The following is an 18,065-nucleotide window of genomic DNA, read 5'->3' as shown; positions in this document are numbered from 1 at the left end:
AACATTGTAAAGAAGCTTGTACACACGTTAGTTGTTTTATTTTCAAATGGCAGGGGTAGATATACGGTATAAAGCTTAGGAGGCGATATTCATGGGAAAATTATTTCGGAGAGTATTCATTGCAGTGTTGCCGATTTTGGCAAAGGAAGGCTATAAATATTTCAAAGAAAGAAAAAAGACTCCAAGAACGCAATAACCGATACTCGGATTTGGAATCTGGAGGGAAATGATGATGGATAAGTATCTATATTATGTAACGATGGAAACTGGTAAGATACACCGTGAACCATTCGATGACCAGGTTAAATATTATGAGGTGCTGGCAACAAATGAAGAGATAAGGGAACTTGAAGTACTGTTCGACGAACTGAACGGTTCTGAATACAGCTTTGATGGATTTAAAGCCCCGTTGAATGAAAAAAGCACCCAGGAGCACCGGGACAAGCAGCAGCTCATTTTGGACAAAATCTTTGTATCCATCTATGAACTGGGTACGGAAATGACCAAAGAGGAAATTAAGACGATGAACGGATTGAACCAGCGGGTGTAAGGAGCACGCTGGTTTTTCCTTTTGATTGGAAGGCTAATGCTTGCTGCAGCTTTTATGGGGGTACATAAGAAAATGGGTAGGTTTAGACCAGTTAAATGCATAATCTGGAATATTTCACTTGTATAAATGGCCTATTTTTCATACTGGCAAGTGGTTTCCGTTGAAAGTGGATGGGGACCGCGATAGACTATTGTAAAAACGATGTGTTAGGAGTATTCCTATGAATAAGCAAAAACCAATCAATATGTATCCTGCTGTTGCAGTGATAATTTTCGATAAACAAAAAAGAATACTGCTTCAAAAAAGAGCGGATGTCGGGCTATGGACCATCCCTGCCGGACATGTGATGCCTGGTGAAACGGTCGAGGAGGCAGCAGTGCGCGAGGTCTATGAGGACACCGGGTTGATTGTCGATCCGCACCGTCTGATCGGGGTATATTCCGATCCCGAATCCCAGACATTCGAATACCCGGATGGAAGATTGGTGCAGTTTGTCACCTCCTACTTCGAAGCCGAGATAACAGGTGGAACAACAGAAAAGAAGAACAAAGCACTAATCGAAATCGACTACTTTGCCCCAAACAGACTGCCGCACGACCTCCTGCCCATGCACCCGAGATGGCTTGTTGACGCATTCTCCGACCGAAGAGCAGCATTTGTGCGGTAAACGGACCTCATGGGCATGCGGTGAAAAAGGGGTTTCGACATAAATGAAAAAATCCCTGCCGGGGTCTGGCCCCTGGCAGGGATTTTTTTCACTAATTAAACGAACAATCTATCATTAATGCACATTTGTCAGGAATGTCAGGAAGAACAGCGCCGCGATTACATAGAGCGGTGCGGATACTTCTTTTGCTTTGCCGAGTGCAAGTTTAACCAGCGGGTAGGCAATGAATCCAAATGCGATTCCGTCAGCGATACTGTAAGAGAATGGAATCATTACAATTACAAGGAATGCCGGGAATCCTTCTGAAAGATCTTGGAAGTCGATCTGTTTGACGCTTTGCAGCATCAGAACCCCGATGATGATCAGAATTGGGGCAATCGCGCTTCCAGGGATGATCTTGATGAAAGGAATCGCAAAAATGGAAAGCAAAAATAAGCTTCCTGTCACAATGGCTGTCACACCAGTTCGTCCTCCTGCAGCAATACCGGCAGCACTTTCCACTGTGGAAACAGTTGGACTTGTGCCGAATAGTCCGCTCGTAAGAACGGAAATCCCGTTTGCCTGGAAGGAACGCTTGAATTTTTCCGGACGCTTGATCATACTCAGGTGACCATTTATCAGCCCGATGTTCTCAAATAAGAGAACCATCGTTAAAGAGAAGACAGCTACTAAAAACGTAAACTCTCCAATCTTTGCAAATGAAACGGCACCGAATAAGGAAGCATAGCTATCCAATGGCAATGCATTTCCACCTACATCGGAAAAGCTTACCACTCCTAAAGCTGCAGCAATACCTGTACCGACAATCATACTGATCAGAAAGTTGGCAGGAACATTGCGCATGAACAGAATAACAGCAAGGATGACAGAAAGGATGGTTGCGATCACATAAGGACTCGACACATCACCAAGTGCCAATAGCGAATTATCGCCTTTTGTCACAAGGCCGCCTTTTTCCAACCCGATCAAGGTTAAAAACAAGCCCAAGCCGACTGTTATTGCATGCTTTAAAGAGTTTGGAATTGCTTCTAGCAGTAATTGAGAAAGCTTCGTAAACGAAATCACGGTCACGATCACCCCAGAAATCACTACTACACCCAACGCCTCCTGCCAGGATAATCCCATGGAATGAACCAATGTATATGTGAACATCGCGTTGATTCCCATACCTGGAACAAGGATGATCGGGGCATTTGCCCAGAATCCCATCAGCCAGCAACCCACTACACAAGTAAGGATGGTGGCAATGATTCCAGCTTCAATTGGGATTCCTGCTTCTGCAAGAATCGTTCCGTTGACAGCAATAATGTACACAATGGTAAAGAATGATATCATACCTGCCATCATTTCACGCTTTAACGTGGTTTCATGGCCAGGCAAATCAAAAGAAGACTTTATCCATTGAAGCATAGTAAAACACCTTATTCAGTTTCCCTCTCCCACCCGGTCTCGCAGGACCCACAAACTAGTATTATAAGTCTATAAGAAGAAAACGACAATAGTAAAATTCGAAAACATTATGTTGGAATGTTCAGAAAACATTCACAATCAAATTGAAAATCTTCGGGTATACTATAAGTAACGCAAAGGAAAAGGGTGATGGGATGGACTTTTTTCGATTGACGGAAGAAAAGATACGCAAGGCCTATGAAGACGGCGAATTTGAGAACTTGCCCGGTTACGGAAAACCACTGGAGCTGGAGGACTTATCCCATGTTCCGCCTGAAATGCGCATGGCGTATAAAATGATGAAAAATTCAGGCATGATGGAGGAAGAGCAGCTGCGTAGCGAGATGGAGTACTTGGAGGACCTGATAAAAGGAGCCCACGATGACCTTGAAGAGGAGCGTCTGACGAGAAGGCTCAACGAAAAGCAGTTCCGGCTCAATCAGCTTATCCAAAAGAAAAAGAAGGAAAACAATTCGGCAGTGTTCAAGAATTACCAGAACCGGATTGATGAACGTTTCAAGTAAGGGCCTGATGCATGACGTATCAGGTTTTTTTTCTTTCTCCATTCATTTCAGCAAAATTACAATCATTACGTTTTTAATTCTCATCAAATTCTCATGCCGTGAGGAAGGAATTTTAGGTACTATTAATATATAGGAGTTTTGCGATTGATTTTTAAGGTAATAGACTACACTGTAAGCAAGGTGCCACTTATACTTGGAGGTGGAGAGATGTGTAAAGTACTTATAATAGAAGATGAAAAGAATCTGGCGCGCTTTATTGAGCTGGAACTACAATATGAAGGCTTCACGATCGCCACTGCGTATGATGGAAGAGCGGGCCTTGACTTAGCGATAAATGAGGAATGGGATGTCATTCTCTTGGACCTGATGCTGCCGGGCTTGAGCGGGATGGAAGTGTGCCGCAGGATCCGGGCGGCAAAAGATACGCCGATCATCATGCTCACAGCAAGGGATAGTGTGATGGACAAGGTATCGGGCCTTGATAGTGGGGCCGATGATTATATGTCCAAGCCATTTGCCATCGAGGAGCTGCTTGCGAGAATACGTGCCCTGTTGCGTAGGCTCGAAGGAAAGAAATCGGCATCCATTACGAAAAACCTGACCTTTCAGGAGCTGGAAGTGGATCTTGATGCCAGAACCGTACACCGGGATAAGAAATTGATCGAGCTGACGAAAAGGGAGTTCGATCTATTGGTCGTTTTCATGACCAATATCAATCGGGTCCTGACCAGGGAGCTTCTCCTTGAAAAAGTATGGGAACTCGGAACCTATGCAGAAACGAATGTGGTGGATGTGTATGTGCGATACCTAAGGAACAAGATTGATAAGCCGGGCGGAGAAAGCTATATCCAGACGGTGCGCGGGACGGGTTATGTGATGAGAAAATGACGAAAATAACCAACTTCTTTTATCAGCTGCCGATCCGATGGAAAATTACCCTCTGGTCGTCTTTAGTGCTGTTCATCTTATTTGTAACCTATAATTCCATTCAATACTATGTGATGAGAACGTGGATGATCGACCAGGAGGAGCGGAATATCCAGGACAAGATGAATGAAGTCCAAGCCTACCTGGCAGACAAGCCTTTTCTGGTCGACCGCACAGAAATCATATATAGCAGCGGTTTTTTGGAAAAAGTAAATGAAGCCAATGAGCTTATCCGAATAATAGACCGGGAAGGAAACCTTGTTCTTGCAGTAGCGACCAATCTTCCGCAAGAGCTGCTCGTGACTCCGGTGGACAGCGATAATCTCGAGCATGTGAAGGTAAACGGAAAGCATTATCTCATTCACCGCCAGCCGGTCATTACAAACGGTTTTATCGGATACATAGAAATTATCAGGGACCTGAAAAACTACGAACGGCTAAGGAAACTCATTTTCCTTGTTACCTGGTCAGCGGGAGCCGGGGCAATTCTTCTTAGTGGTGTAGGTGGAATGCTTATTGCACGAAAGCTCCTTAAACCGATTGCGGCGCTGACGGATACGATGAAGCGGATCAAAAAGCGAGGATTCAAGGAGCGTGTTCCTCAGGATAGCAACGAAAAGGATGAGATTGCCGACATCTCCAATATGTTCAACGAAATGATGACAGATGTAGAAACATCCTTTCAAAAGCAGAAGCAATTTGTGGAGGATGCATCCCACGAGCTGAGAACGCCGATATCCATCCTCGAAGGTCACCTGTCCATGCTCAACCGATGGGGTAAAAATGACCCTGATGTACTGGAAGAATCCCTGAAAGCCTCCCAGCAAGAGGTGGAGCGCCTGAAAATGCTCGTATTTGAATTGCTGGAGCTGACAAGACTGGAGTCCGACCGATTCGAGATCGGCGATGATGTCATAAATCCAGTCCCTGTTATAGAAGAGCTGATTAAGAAATTCACCCTGCTGCATCCGGAGTTTTCATTTACATTTGAAAACAGATTAAAAGAGGATATATCGATTCAAATGGCCGATCGCCACTTTGAACAGCTTTTGATCATCCTCCTGGACAATGCCGTGAAGTATTCCAAGGAATCCACTAAGGTGGAAATTATAGCTGAGAAAAAAGCAGACAAGTTTACCTGCCACATCAAGGACTATGGCATCGGCATCCCGAAGGAAGACCTGAAAAAAATATTTAACCGCTTCTACCGCGTGGATAAGGCGCGAAGCAGGGAAAAAGGTGGACAAGGGTTGGGACTTTCAATCGCCAAGCGCATTGTCCACAACTATAATGGTTTGATTGAAGCTGACAGTAAAGAAGGGGAATGGACCGACATTCAACTGCAATTTGATATAGAAAAACTTCCATCTTAAATTTCTCATCAAAATCTAATTTTTCTTTAAGATTGTTTTCATCACAATACGGTTAAATATAAGTATAGAATATTTCATTGATGAATTTGGAAAAAACAAGATGAGGTGAAAATGAAATGGGATATTACGATGAACATGTGAACCAGTCACGTTCGAGAAAGGATAGATCCTTCGGTAAAGTGATGATTGCTTCCGTTTCAGGAGGGATTGTCGGAGCACTTGGGGTAGTCTCCATGCTGCCGGTCCTGATGGATTGGGGATTATATATCGATAATGAAACACAGGGCCAAGAAACGCCTCCAACAGTAGAAACGAGCACTGCAAACATACAGACGGAGCAGGTTGACTTCAAACAGATACAAACAAATGTAACAACTTCGGTTGAAAGAGTTTCTGACGCCGTAGTTGGGGTAGTAAATATACAAGAAGGAAGAAATTCACTATTCGATCCAAGACCTTCCCAATCTTCCCAGGAAGCGGGAACAGGCTCAGGGGTCGTATATAAGAAAGAGAACGGTAAAGCATACATCGTCACAAACGCCCACGTAATAGACGGAGCTTCCAAAGTGGAGGTCAGCATGGCTGACGGCAGCAGAGTCGAAGCAACTGTAGTAGGAAGTGATGCACTGACAGATCTTGCCGTACTCACCGTGGATGGATCAAAAGTCAGCAAGGTTGCAACCTTCGGAAGTTCAGAATCCATCACTTTGGGTGAACCGGTCATCGCAATCGGTAATCCGCTTGGACTTGAATTCTTCGGATCAGTGACGCAGGGCATCATCAGTGGAAAAGAACGGATCATCCCCGTTGACATAAATCAAGACGGACAGCCGGATTGGGAAGCGGATGTCATCCAGACCGATGCAGCCATCAATCCTGGCAACAGTGGCGGAGCATTGATCAATCTGCGAGGAGAAGTCATCGGAATCAACTCGATGAAAATCGCCCAGTCCGAGATTGAAGGCCTAGGCTTTGCAATCCCGATTTCAGCAGTAAAACCAATCATTGAAGATCTGGAGCAGCATGCAGAGGTGCAACGGCCATTTATGGGTGTCGGTCTTGCCTCCCTATCTGATGTCCCACTGGAACAGCAGCGCACAACACTGAAGCTTCCGGAAGAAGTTGAAAACGGAATAGTAGTGACTGGTGTGGAGAAAATGTCACCGGCCGAAAAGGCGGGAATCAAGGAATATGATGTCATCGTAAAACTGGATGGACAGGAGATCAAGGATGCATTAGGGCTTCGCAAATTCCTGTACAATGAAAAGCAAATTGGAGACAAAGTGAAAGTGTCGTTCTATCGAAATGGTCAATTGCAGGAAGCTGAAATGACGTTAGTAAAACAAATGTTTTAAATTCGACGAATAGAGGCGATCTAAACTATGCAAAAAACGACTGGCAAAGAGAAAAAAGGTATCGATGTTCGCAAAATAGTGGAAAAATACAAGAAAAAAGGCATCAATGTGGAAGTATGCAAGCCAAGGCTTGACCTGATAAAAGGGTTAAGCCCCCAATAAAACACAGTAATTTATGTTTCCTCCCCCCTTAACATAAATGAAAAAATCGCTACAACCTCCTTTCCGTAAGGAGGTTGTAGCGATTTTGTTTTACCTAAAAAGTTTCTTATTTGGTGATAAGTTGATCTACCATGATTTTTTGATATATATGAATAATTTCCTCATCATCTAAGCTAAGTAGGTTCTGACGCAGGTGACCTTTATCCATTAGCGTTTGCTCTACACTTTCACGTTCCATATCGGTTAAGAAATATCTCTTTGCTACTAGCATGTTCAGCACCTCGTTTTATTTTTTTTAGTATTTTCTATAGTAATTCCCAGTTTGCTAGATTTATATACCTAAAAAAACTATTTTTCTAATAAAATTTTTGTTTTTTATAGATTGGATGTGTCAAGTCGGGATCATAGAGCTAAACAGAGCAAATACTCGAAGGGGGTGATATGCTCCAAAAACCGGAATCTATCCACTTTGACGTCTAATTTATCCAAAATCGTCGTTAATCTATCCGAAATCAATAATTTTCTATCCGGAACCTCTGTTATTCTATCCAAAACGTATCTCATTCTATCCACTTTACAAAAATAAAAAAGCTTCCTCCATTTCAGCAAAGAGCAGCACATTCCCGCTGAAACCTGAGAAAGCCATGTAACAACACATCATTCTTTTTCAAGAAACTCAAACAAAAACGATTGCCCATCCCGGTAAAACCTTGGATCATAGATGCCGAGTCGCTCCTCATCATCCACAATCACAACAAACGGAGACCACTCATACAGTGTTTTCGCTTCCGGCACTTCGGCAAACAAAGCTTCGAGGTCTGCATCTTCTGCAGATTCCAAGGAATATTGCAAGGTCGGCTTTGTGAACAGGCTGTCGTCGAAGATCATGACGGTATTATCAATTTTACCTATCACTGAATAATGCCATGGGATGAAACTCGCTGAAAGCGCAACCTGATCGTATTTATCCTCATAGCTTTTATAGAGGAGATAGCCCTGGAATGTCTGGATAGTGACATGGAAAAGAATGAGCAGCCACACCATTCGATAAAGATGGTGGCGCTCCTTTTTCCAAAAGCGACGTGCCAAGAATCCGACTGCGATAATGAACCAGATCATAAAATCCACGATCGATATGGTTCCAAACGTTATCCGCATCGAGGAAAATGGCTCAAGATAACCGGTTCCCCATGCGTTGAATAAATCACTCGTATTATGTATGAAAACTGCGATAAGCGGGACCCATAAAAAGCGCCAATCCCGTCTCTTTAAAATCAGCATGCTCAGCAAAAAAAGCAGAAGCGCCCATACCGGGACCATGAACAGGGAGTGCGTGATGCCACGGTGCCACATCTGGTACATGCCCTCTGTGTCCCAGAGCTGTGAGATCACATCGCTGTCAGGAATCTGACTGCCGATAATGGAAGAGGCGAACAACGCTATTTTTGTTTTTCTATCATCTTCTCGTTTATCCACGGCTCCATAGATCGTCATTCCAAAGAGCGTGTGTGTAATTGTATCCAAATTAATCCCCCTTATAAGAAAAGCAAAGTCGGTCCGTTTTCGCCGAACAAAGCTTGACGTTAAAGCAAATTGCCTATTCTAACAGTTTACCTTAAAAAGGGAGTGCAAACAAAAAAACAACCTGTAAATAGGTTGTCCTGAAAAGTTGCTTAATCATCTTTGTGAAGATTATCATCCAAGTCATCCTTATCACGCAATTCTGGAGGTAGAGGATCAATTTCGATGGAATCTTTTTTGTTCAATCCGCTTCTAACTGAATAAATGAATACACCCATTAATAAGAAAAGTAGAATGGTCAATCCAATCGTAGTACCATAATAGCCAAGCATCGCTATCCCTCCTCTGTAAACATATATGCAGGAGGTGGTGGGTTCATTACATCGGTAAGGAAAAGTTTGTCCAAGTTGTTATTATAAGAAGGGAGGGGAAAAACATGCCAGTCATCAAACATCAAATCTTTATCAAAGCGCCGATCGAAGACTGCTTTGATTTGGCGCGAAACGTGGATGTACATACGAAAACAACAGGGAAAACAAAAGAAAGGGCGGTATCTGGGGTAACAACAGGGCTGTTGGAAGAAGGGGACACGGTGACATGGGAGGCGGTGCATTTTGGAGTGAGGCAGAAACTGACTGCTCGAATTAATAAAATGCGCAGACCGCATCATTTTGTAGACGTCATGGTGAGAGGTGCATTTCATTCCTTTACTCATACACATACTTTCGTTGAAACGGAGGGTGGAACCGTGATGAGTGACCGCTTTGAGTACAAGGCTCCTTTGGGACCATTGGGAAGAATGGCTGATTTTCTTTTCCTTGAAACATATATGCAAAAATTTATTGAAGAACGGGCGCATGCATTGAAAGTCATTGCTGAACAAAAATAAAAGCCAAAGCACAAGAAACATTATTTCTAGTGCTTTGGCTTTTCGATTATTTGTTTTTGCGAAGATTTCCAAGCTCTTCGGCAATGGCCTGCATTTCATTTGGGCTGAAGGAAGGCTTTCTCATGACAAGGTCATAGATATCCTTTAGCTCTTCGTACATTTCTTCGTCAAAGTGGGAGGGCTTGATGGCGCCAAGGTTCAGCACCTTCAGTTTTCCTTTGATTGCTTCGATCATATATTCCACGTTTTCGGTGGACTTTTCTGTTAGATTCATTCGGAACATTCCTTTCGAACAAGCTCGACTTTTGTTTATTTTAGCACGAAAATCAAAATAAAAGTACCATTCTACATAGAAGAGGGTATATCAAATGTAAGTCCAACTTTAGATTATTCGAGGAAACGGGTAAACATGTATATAATGAAAATAAGAAATGATGGAAAGGGGTTAGGCTTTTGGTACGTGTATTGTTTGTTTGTCTTGGTAATATCTGCCGTTCTCCGATGGCGGAAGCGGTATTTAAACAACTGGTGGAAAATGTTGGACTGCAAGACAGGGTGGAAGTCGATTCTGCAGGAACGGGAGATTGGCATATCGGTCACCCTCCTCATGAAGGAACCCGAAAGTTGTTGGATGAGAAAAAAATCAGCTATCAAGGGATGGAGGCAAGGCAGGTCGTGAAAGAGGACTTGTCGAATTATGATTATATCATTGCCATGGATTCAGAGAACCTTGGAAATATAAGGAAAATGGCTGGGTATGACAAAACCGGTTTTATCGGAAGGCTCTTGGATTTTGTCCCTGCAAGCAAGATAAACGATGTGCCGGACCCTTATTTCACCGGGAACTTCGATGAGGTGTATAGTTTGGTCACAGAAGGCTGCGAGAACCTGCTTAACAAGATCAAAGAAGAGAATTTCCAATAGAAAAAGGAGTGGATAGGGATGGAGAAGAGAAATAAAATGTTGGAAGGAATGCTGATTGGGGCCTTGGTCGGGGCTGCGATTTCATTGCTCGATAAAGAAACAAGAACGAATTTCATACATAATGGCAAACAGGTTGGTGGAAAATTAAAGTATGTTGTCCAGCATCCTCAGGAGATAGCGGATTCTGTGCGTCAGCAGATTGAATCTGTTAAAACCGCTGTGGATGATGTTACAGAAGACCTGGAATATTTAAGAACGAAGGTAAATCAACTGAAAGAAACAACTCCTCAGGTATTAGAGATTGTGAAGGATACAAAGGAAGTTATTTCAAAACACCTGGATTCCAATAAAGGGAAATAAAAAACTTGTCCTAGAACATGGCAGGCGTCAATAGAATAAAGAGTAAATGATAAGTGCTGGAGGAAAAAGGATGGAAATCATCATGTTTTTTAAGCATCTATTGCACCGTTTTGAGCGCGATGAGGTATTGGGAAGAGCTGCAGAGTTGGCTTATTTTTTCCTATTGTCCTTATTTCCCTTTCTTATTTTTCTGCTTACATTGATTGCCTATGTCCCTGTTTCCCAGGAGGATGTTTTAGGTGTCATCAGACAATACGCGCCTGGTGATACGATGCATATCATTGAAACCAACGTATTAAGGATATTGAGTGAGCAGCGCGGCGAATTGCTTTCTTTCGGTATCATCGCGACCATCTGGTTTGCCTCCAATGGAATCAATGCAATTGTCCGTGCATTCAATCGGGCCTATGATGTATATGAAAACAGGTCCTTTTTCATGGCCCGGGGAGTGGCAATCCTTTTGACGCTTGCCATGGTCTTTGTCATTATTGTGGCATTGCTGCTACCTGTTTTCGGAAGGGAAATCGGCTTGTTCATTTTCTCCTCCTATGGGCTGTCGGATGAATTTCTGGATATCTGGAATGCGATTCGCTGGGGCGTCAGCTTTGTCATCCTGTTTTTCGTGTTCAGTTGCCTATACCTGGCCGCGCCGAACATTCGGCTCCGCATACGGGACATTCTTGCGGGATCGCTCTTTGCAACAGTTGGCTGGATAACGGTTTCTTCCCTGTTTTCGTACTATGTGAGCAACTTCGGAAACTACACAGCCATGTACGGAAGCTTGGGAGGGATCATTGTGCTACTCGTCTGGTTCTATTTATCAGGCCTCATGATCATCATCGGGGGAGAGATAAATGCCATCATCCTGCAGTCTGAAAAGAACTATGTTTCGTAAAAATTCCCAGTGGATTTTGGGCGGATGTTGGAGATGCTATAAATGAAAGATACTTCAACATTATGGAGGGATTTTTCATGGCAAAGCACACGAAAAAAGATGGCGGTACAAAACAAAACGCGAAGCACAAGCCGAAAAACAAGACATCAGGCAGTGCAAACGGGCAGAACGGTTATCACTAACCGACCCGGATAATCAATCATCTTTACACAAAAAAGCAGTGGCCCCAAACCGGGATTCCACTGCTTTTCCTTTTATCTTAAGGCACTTTTCGTAAATAGTGGTGTTTTTAACTTTAGGGCTGGGCTAAAGATAAGGTGTCAACATTAAACATCCTGTTGGTCTCCGTTTCAGGTGTTCGCTTATCCAGGGCGGCCTCGGGAGCCTCCCTTGACACGCTGCTCCCGCAGGAGTCTCACACCTTGCACTCCAACCAACAGGGGTGAATTATAGTGTGAAATTTGCCTTCCTAATGTTTGGAAAATTGGAGTATGTCTTAATTTCAATTCAGTAAAGCAAACAATGTTTAAAAACTGAGTTGATTGTAGAGGAGGACACTTGACTCCTGCGGGAGGGTAGATGGCATGGGAGACCCCACAGGCGAAGCCGAGGAGGCTCCCATCCGTCCCCGGGGAATCTTGTGTCCCTCGCTGCAATCAACGGCTACATTTGATACTTACATTTAATCTATATAGCAACAATGAATGCGACACAGCCTATCTTAATAACCGCAAACCATTCAGTATTACCAAAATCGTGCTTCCTTCATGGCCGATCACTCCGAATGGCAGATCGATCGCTTGAAAGAAATTGGAGCAGATCAGGAGCATGATGACCGTGATGGAAAATATGACGTTCTGCTTAATGATCCGATTCATGCGTTTGGAAAGCTCGATGGCCTCAGAAATTTTCAACAAGTCGTTTTTCATGAGGACGACATCCGCCGTTTCCAACGCGACATCCGTTCCTTCTCCCATGGCAATTCCGACATTTGCAGTCGCGAGAGCGGGAGCATCATTGATGCCATCCCCAACCATGGCCACCGAACTGTACTCGCCTTTCAGTTCCTTGACTGATTCCACCTTTTTCTCCGGAAGGCATTCGGCAATGTACCTCTCAATGGCAGCTTCCCCGGCAATCGCTGCGGCAGTACTGCGGCTGTCTCCTGTCAGCATGATCGCCTGGACGTCGAGTGCTTTCAGTCGTTTAATCGCTTCGACGGTTTCTTTTCGAATAACGTCCTTCAGTGCGATTAAACCTACAATGCCGTTTTCGTCTTTTACATAGACAACGGTTTTTCCTTCACGTGCGAGAGCCTCTGCAGCACCATTTGAAAAAGAAAGTGCGGCATCCTTACCGACAAATTCGGCCTTTCCGACCATCCATTTTTTCTGATGGATCGTTCCGGTTACACCCCATCCAGCCTTATCGTCCAACTGCTCCGGACGTTGCAATGGCTGCTCGCTGTTCTTTCTGGCATAAGCGGTAATGGCCTGGGCAAGAGGGTGGTTGGAATAGCTTTCTATCGACCCGACGGAGAAGAGGAAGTCCATCTTGTCGATATCCTCCCGTACTATTACGTCCGTCACTTCTGGCTTTCCTTTTGTCAGCGTTCCAGTTTTATCAAATGCTATAGCCTGTAAGTGCGAAAGATTCTCCAAGTGGACCCCACCCTTGAAAAGGATCCCTTTTCTCGCACCATTCGAGATGGCAGATAAGGTCGCCGGCATGATGGAAGCAACCAGCGCACAAGGAGATGCGACTACAAGCAATATCATGGCACGGTAGAAGGTTTCGTTCCAGCTCCATCCGAGCAGGAAATGCGGAAGGATCATCATCAGCCCCACAACAAGCAGGACGATCTTCACGTATGGTCCTTCAAAACGCTCCATAAACTGCTGGGAAGGGGACTTTTCACTTTGGGCATTCTGAACAAGGTTGATGATTTTCTGAAACAGGGTTTCACTTGCCGGCTTTGTCACCTCAAGAACGATGGAGCCATTCACATTCATCGTTCCGGCGTAGACAGTGTCTCCTTTTTGCTTTTCAAGCGGGATGGATTCGCCGGTAATTGCCGCTTCATCAATAGCAGACTCGCCGCTGACAATCTGTCCGTCGGAGGGTATGCGTTCACCTGGTTTGACCAACAGGTGGTCGCCGATTTCCACCTTTGAGATATGGATGCGTTCTTCCGAGTCACCTTGGATTCGGACCGCTTCCTCAGGCTGGATTCCCATGAGTGCGGAAATTTCCTTTTGGCTTCGGTTCATGGTATAGGTCTCAAGTGCACCACTTAGTGCGAAAATAAATATCAGAATGGCGCCTTCCATCCAGTATCCGATGATCGCGGCACCGATTGCTGCAATGATCATGAGCATTTCCACATTCAGCTCTTTTTCCGCTATCGTATCCTCAAGCCCCTCTTTTGCTTTAAAATAACCGCCGATTAAATAGGCGAGCACAAAGATGGGAACTGCTATAGTGGATGAATCAAACTTCAGCAAGAGCCAGCCGGCGAGGATCAGCACCCCGGATAGAAGAGCAAAGACTAATTCTATATGTGTTTTTAAGAGCTCTGCTACATTGTTCTCTCGTTGAATTTCCAGATCCTTTGTTTGTTTTTGTGCTAGTTCTGTCATATCATTACCTCCTAATTGAGAAAAAGAATCAGAATCACTACTTCCATAAAAATGACGAAAGCTGCCATCGAAGGGATAGCAGCAAGGTTTTCACCTTTTTAAAAAGACATATATTTTTGTCAGTTAATTATACTTATTATTAATTAATTTTTATTATAGTTTATTTCTGCCGTTTTGGCTACTATTATTTATCGGGGGATTATAAAATATGTAACTTCAAGGATTTCTGTGTATAATGTAGCTTGGAAAAGAAAGAAGGTGAACGGCACTTTGACTGCCGAGAAATTTTTCAAAAGTAAGTTTGGCGTGATAACAGCAGCATTGATTGCAACCTTTCTCTGGGGAAGTGCATTCCCGGCAATCAAGCTGAGCTATACAGCACTAAACATTGGGGCAGACGATTATGACAAGCAGCTGCTCTTTGCCGGCTACCGCTTTTTGTTGGCTGGGATCATGATCTTTCTATTTTTTACCCTTTTTAAACAATCTTTAAAACTAAGGAAAGAAACTTTGGTGCCCTTGTTTCAACTTGGATTTGTACAAACCTTTCTTCAGTATCTCCTTTTCTATATCGGTCTAAGCTATTCCACCGGGATGCAAGGTGCGGTAATTGCTGGAACGGCGTCTTTCTTTCAGATTCTTTTCGCACATTTTCTGTATGCGGATGACGGATTGTCGTTTCGTAAGTGGATGGGGATTGCCCTTGGATTTAGCGGGGTTCTTGTGGTGAATCTGCCCAAAGTGGGAGCGGAATTTCAATTTGGAATCGGGGAAGTTCTGCTCCTCATTGCGATGATGGCATCCGCCTACGGGAACATCATGGCGCGTGAAAGGTCGGGGAAAATGGACGTTTCCTATCTGACCGCCTATCAGATGCTGTTCGGATCTGTCGGTTTGATTGTGGCTGGAGGGTGGTCCGCAGGATTTGTACCATTTGAGTTTGAAGGATTTACAGCTCTTCTTCTGCTGTATCTAGCCTTTTTATCAGCAGCAGGATTTATATTGTGGAACAATGTCATGAAGTATAACAAGGTTGGAAAAGTCTCCATGTACCTGTTTTTAGTGCCGGTCTTCGGAGTCATATTGTCCGCCCTGTTCCTGGATGAAGTGATGCATTATACAATCTTGATCGGTCTCACCCTTGTAACGGTGGGGATCATCATCGTAAACAGGCAAAAAGAAAATAAAAAAGAAGAGAAAAAACTGCAGCCCACCTGATGAAGGTGAGCTGCAGTTTTTCGTTTATATGGGGAGGGCATTGATATTAAAGGCCTTCCTGAATCACCATTTGCTGATAGACATGATTGTATAAGTGCTCAATGTCTGCGTCCGTCATATAAACCAATGAATCACGATCCGCCTTTTTCATAACCTCGATAAATCTAACCATGTTTTTCCGTTCCTGTCTGCTCATGATTTTTCTTCCTCCTTTGTATTAGTACAGTAAGTGTGTGTTTGTATTATTATATAACAGAATATTTAAAATTGGAACAACTTTTTGAAAGTTTTTGTGCCCGAATTTTAAAGAGATGACGGTGGTGTCTGGGTGGTAGTGGATGTAAGGGTGTTGGAAACTTCGTGGTCCCAATAAGGTTGTGGACCACGATCTCAGCGAATCCGCTCAATGGTGGTCTCAAAGCGAGGTTATGAGACCGCAATCCCAGCGAATCCGCTCAATGGTGGTCTCAAATCGAGGTTATCAGACCACAATCACAGGGAATCCGCTCAATGGTGATCCCAAAGCGAAGTTATGAGACCGCAATCCCAGCGAATCCGCTCAATGGTAGTCCCAAAGCGAGATTATGAAACCGCAATTCCAGCGAATCCACTCAATCGTGGTCTCAAACCGAGGTTATGAGACCGCAATCCCAACGAATCCGCTCAATCGTGGTCTCAAAACAAAGTTATGAGACCACAATCCCAGCGAATCCGCTCAATGGTGGTCCCAAAGCGAAGTTATGAGACCGCAATCACAACGAATCCACTCAATCGTGGTCTCAAAGCGAAGTTATGAGACCGCAATTCCAGCGAATCCGCTCAATGGTGGTCCCAAAGCGAAGTTATGAGACCGCAATTCCAGCGAATCCGCTCAATGGTGGTCTCAAATCGGAGTTATGAGACCACAATCCCAGCGAATCCACTCAATCGTGGTCCCAAAGCGAAGTTATGAGACCGCAATTCCAGCGAATCCACTCAATCGTGGTCTCAAATCGAAGTTATGAGACCGCAATCCCAGCGAATCCGCTCAATCGTGGTCTCAAACCGAGGTTATGAGACCGCAATCCCAACGAATCCGCTCAATCGTGGTCTCAAAACAAAGTTATGAGACCACAATCCCAGCGAATCCGCTCAATAGTGGTCTCAAATCGGAGTTATGAGACCACAATCACAGCGAATCCACTCAATCGTGGTCTCAAATCGAAGTTATGAGACCGCAATTCCAGCGAATCCGCTCAATGGTGGTCTCAAATCGGAGTTATGAGACCACAATCCCAGCGAATCCGCTCAATGGTGGTCCCAAAGCGAGGTTCCAAAACCCTGATACCCCGCAATTCGATTCTGTTGTGGTCTCAAATCCTTTAAATCTATCCCAAATAAAAACAGACAAGTCCCCATCATAAAATGGGCTTGCCTGTTTCAAATTTTCTATTGCTTCGCCACCGAAACCATCCCTCTGTTTCCATAAGAAAACGTCAAAAAGAAAATGATAAACAATAGGAAGCTAATAATGTGGAAGAAGCTGATGCCTTGAAAAAATTGAATGAAAAGGCCGCCGAAAAATGGACCGCCAAGACTGCCGAGGCTGAATGCGATGCCACACAGCAGATTTCCAGTCGGCAGCAGGTTCTTCGGCATAAGATCGGTCATATAGCTGATGCCAAGCGAGAAGGTGGAGCCTACCAGCATTCCCGCGATGAAGATGCATATCGCCAGACCCATAAAGTGATTCTCCAAAAAGCTGGCTGTTATAAAGCTGATGCATCCGAGTGACAAAATCACAAGCAGGACATTTCTCCGGCCCCATTTATCACTAAGAACCCCAAGCGGGATCTGGAACACGATTCCCCCGATGGCAAAGGAAGCTAGTAAAACTGACACATTCGTCAAATCCATTCCAGTTCTCAAAGCATATATAGGAAAGCTTCCATTCAAGGAAGATTCCAGGAATCCATAGCCAAGTGGAGGCAGGAATGCGATCCAGGCGTATTTCCAGGCTTTCTTGAAGCGCTTGATGGTTTCGAAAAAAGAGTTTACGCCGATCTCCTGTTCCGGATGTTCATTTTTCAAGAAGAACAGGAAAACCCATCCGATGAGGCATAATAAGGATGACGCAATGAACGGTAGCGACGGATTGACATCGACAAGCGGCGTCATTAAAGGGCCTGTGGCAAATCCGATTCCGAAGAAAACCCCATATAAAGAGATGTTCCGCCCACGTTTATCCTCAGGTGAGAAGGAGGTGATCCAGGTTTGGGTGGCAAAATGTAAGGCGTGGTCCCCGATCCCGATCAGGAGGCGTAAGAAGAACCAGAACCAGAAAGTCTGCCATAATGGAAACAGGGCAAGGGAGATGACAACGAGAAAACCTCCCACCAGGATGACTGGTTTATAGCCATACTTCCGAAGCGGTTGTTCCATGAAGGGGGATGCCAGCAAAATCCCGATATAAAGGGCTGTTGCATTCAATCCGTTCAAGGAGGAGGAAAGCCCGCTATTTTCAAATATGACGGCAATCAGCGGCAGTAGCATTCCTTGGCTGAAGCCGGAAATGGCAACGATGGAAACCAAAATCCAAAAACGAAAACGATTCATAATATTTACCTCGGGTT

The 18,065-nt window shown here is 44.3% G+C and carries 20 protein-coding genes; 12 read left to right on the top strand and 8 right to left on the bottom strand.

Going from position 1 to position 18,065, the window contains the following annotated elements:
• The first annotated feature begins 226 nt into the window (after positions 1 to 226).
• Together ACFVAD_RS08695 and ACFVAD_RS08690 are read left to right on the top strand one after the other, a co-directional pair.
• Positions 227 to 550: a hypothetical protein gene (locus ACFVAD_RS08695; protein WP_386638224.1), complete on the top strand. Its 324-nt coding sequence runs from the start codon at positions 227 to 229 to the stop codon at positions 548 to 550.
• A gap of 220 nt (positions 551 to 770) precedes the next feature.
• Positions 771 to 1,217, top strand: coding sequence for an NUDIX domain-containing protein (locus tag ACFVAD_RS08690; protein ID WP_386638221.1), 447 nt, complete (start codon positions 771 to 773; stop codon positions 1,215 to 1,217).
• Between the two features lie 114 nt (positions 1,218 to 1,331).
• Here ACFVAD_RS08690 and ACFVAD_RS08685 read toward each other — a convergent pair whose 3' ends face one another.
• Entirely contained in the window at positions 1,332 to 2,627 is a 1,296-nt protein-coding gene (locus ACFVAD_RS08685) for an NCS2 family permease (RefSeq protein ID WP_386638218.1), read from the bottom strand.
• Between the two features lie 194 nt (positions 2,628 to 2,821).
• On the opposite strand from ACFVAD_RS08685, the gene ACFVAD_RS08680 reads away from it, so the two are divergent.
• From ACFVAD_RS08680 to ACFVAD_RS08660, 5 genes are all read left to right on the top strand, one after another.
• Positions 2,822 to 3,190, top strand: a complete 369-nt coding sequence (locus ACFVAD_RS08680) for a DnaJ family domain-containing protein (protein WP_386638215.1) — start codon at positions 2,822 to 2,824, stop codon at positions 3,188 to 3,190.
• A 207-nt stretch (positions 3,191 to 3,397) separates the two neighbouring features.
• On the top strand, positions 3,398 to 4,078 hold the full coding sequence (locus ACFVAD_RS08675; RefSeq protein WP_386638336.1) for a response regulator transcription factor: 681 nt from the start codon (positions 3,398 to 3,400) through the stop codon (positions 4,076 to 4,078).
• Positions 4,075 to 5,490, top strand: coding sequence for a sensor histidine kinase (locus ACFVAD_RS08670; protein ID WP_386638212.1), 1,416 nt, complete (start codon positions 4,075 to 4,077; stop codon positions 5,488 to 5,490). Before ACFVAD_RS08675 ends, ACFVAD_RS08670 begins: the two co-directional genes overlap by 4 nt.
• A 116-nt stretch (positions 5,491 to 5,606) precedes the next feature.
• Positions 5,607 to 6,845 carry a S1C family serine protease gene (locus ACFVAD_RS08665; protein ID WP_386638209.1) on the top strand — a complete coding sequence of 413 codons (1,239 nt, stop codon included), beginning with the start codon at positions 5,607 to 5,609 and terminating at the stop codon, positions 6,843 to 6,845.
• Between the two features lie 27 nt (positions 6,846 to 6,872).
• Positions 6,873 to 7,007: a hypothetical protein gene (locus ACFVAD_RS08660; RefSeq protein WP_386638206.1), complete on the top strand. Its 135-nt coding sequence runs from the start codon at positions 6,873 to 6,875 to the stop codon at positions 7,005 to 7,007.
• Positions 7,008 to 7,113: 106 nt separating this feature from the next.
• Here ACFVAD_RS08660 and ACFVAD_RS08655 read toward each other — a convergent pair whose 3' ends face one another.
• The 3 genes from ACFVAD_RS08655 to ACFVAD_RS08645 form a co-directional block, all read right to left on the bottom strand.
• Positions 7,114 to 7,278 (bottom strand): hypothetical protein, encoded by a 165-nt coding sequence (locus ACFVAD_RS08655; RefSeq protein ID WP_386638203.1) that lies wholly within the window; start codon positions 7,276 to 7,278, stop codon positions 7,114 to 7,116.
• A gap of 386 nt (positions 7,279 to 7,664) precedes the next feature.
• Positions 7,665 to 8,531, bottom strand: a complete 867-nt coding sequence (locus tag ACFVAD_RS08650; protein WP_386638200.1) for a metal-dependent hydrolase — start codon at positions 8,529 to 8,531, stop codon at positions 7,665 to 7,667.
• Positions 8,532 to 8,680: 149 nt separating this feature from the next.
• The gene (locus tag ACFVAD_RS08645) at positions 8,681 to 8,860 is read right to left on the bottom strand and encodes a hypothetical protein (RefSeq protein ID WP_204415082.1); all 180 of its coding nucleotides are present in this window, start codon (positions 8,858 to 8,860) and stop codon (positions 8,681 to 8,683) included.
• Positions 8,861 to 8,964: 104 nt separating this feature from the next.
• Between ACFVAD_RS08645 and ACFVAD_RS08640 the strand changes: the two genes are divergently transcribed.
• Positions 8,965 to 9,417: an SRPBCC family protein gene (locus tag ACFVAD_RS08640; protein WP_386638196.1), complete on the top strand. Its 453-nt coding sequence runs from the start codon at positions 8,965 to 8,967 to the stop codon at positions 9,415 to 9,417.
• A 46-nt stretch (positions 9,418 to 9,463) separates the two neighbouring features.
• Here ACFVAD_RS08640 and ACFVAD_RS08635 read toward each other — a convergent pair whose 3' ends face one another.
• The gene (locus ACFVAD_RS08635) at positions 9,464 to 9,691 is read right to left on the bottom strand and encodes a DUF1128 domain-containing protein (RefSeq protein WP_204415081.1); all 228 of its coding nucleotides are present in this window, start codon (positions 9,689 to 9,691) and stop codon (positions 9,464 to 9,466) included.
• A 179-nt stretch (positions 9,692 to 9,870) separates the two neighbouring features.
• Here ACFVAD_RS08635 and ACFVAD_RS08630 point away from each other — a divergent pair, with 179 nt between their 5' ends.
• The 3 genes from ACFVAD_RS08630 to ACFVAD_RS08620 all read left to right on the top strand — a co-directional run bounded on the left by ACFVAD_RS08630 (position 9,871) and on the right by ACFVAD_RS08620 (position 11,596).
• Entirely contained in the window at positions 9,871 to 10,341 is a 471-nt protein-coding gene (locus ACFVAD_RS08630) for a low molecular weight protein-tyrosine-phosphatase (protein WP_386638191.1), read from the top strand.
• A gap of 18 nt (positions 10,342 to 10,359) precedes the next feature.
• A complete protein-coding gene (locus ACFVAD_RS08625; protein ID WP_386638188.1) occupies positions 10,360 to 10,701 on the top strand; it encodes a YtxH domain-containing protein in 342 nt (113 codons plus the stop codon).
• 70 nt (positions 10,702 to 10,771) lie between these two features.
• Positions 10,772 to 11,596, top strand: coding sequence for a YihY/virulence factor BrkB family protein (locus ACFVAD_RS08620; RefSeq protein ID WP_386638185.1), 825 nt, complete (start codon positions 10,772 to 10,774; stop codon positions 11,594 to 11,596).
• A gap of 716 nt (positions 11,597 to 12,312) precedes the next feature.
• On the opposite strand, the gene ACFVAD_RS08615 is transcribed toward ACFVAD_RS08620, so the two are convergent.
• Positions 12,313 to 14,235 carry a heavy metal translocating P-type ATPase gene (locus ACFVAD_RS08615; RefSeq protein WP_386638183.1) on the bottom strand — a complete coding sequence of 641 codons (1,923 nt, stop codon included), beginning with the start codon at positions 14,233 to 14,235 and terminating at the stop codon, positions 12,313 to 12,315.
• Between the two features lie 270 nt (positions 14,236 to 14,505).
• On the opposite strand from ACFVAD_RS08615, the gene ACFVAD_RS08610 reads away from it, so the two are divergent.
• On the top strand, positions 14,506 to 15,453 hold the full coding sequence (locus ACFVAD_RS08610; RefSeq protein WP_386638180.1) for a DMT family transporter: 948 nt from the start codon (positions 14,506 to 14,508) through the stop codon (positions 15,451 to 15,453).
• A 46-nt stretch (positions 15,454 to 15,499) separates the two neighbouring features.
• Here ACFVAD_RS08610 and ACFVAD_RS08605 read toward each other — a convergent pair whose 3' ends face one another.
• A complete protein-coding gene (locus ACFVAD_RS08605) occupies positions 15,500 to 15,649 on the bottom strand; it encodes a BH0509 family protein (RefSeq protein WP_386638178.1) in 150 nt (49 codons plus the stop codon).
• 1,232 nt (positions 15,650 to 16,881) lie between these two features.
• Positions 16,882 to 18,048, bottom strand: a complete 1,167-nt coding sequence (locus ACFVAD_RS08600; protein WP_386638175.1) for an MFS transporter — start codon at positions 18,046 to 18,048, stop codon at positions 16,882 to 16,884.
• Positions 18,049 to 18,065: the final 17 nt, after the last annotated feature.

Origin of the sequence: Sutcliffiella sp. NPDC057660 (genome assembly GCF_042800035.1) — a bacterium.
Taxonomy (GTDB): Bacteria; Bacillota; Bacilli; order Bacillales; family Bacillaceae_I; genus Sutcliffiella_A.
This window is presented reverse-complemented; position numbering and strand designations above follow the sequence as displayed.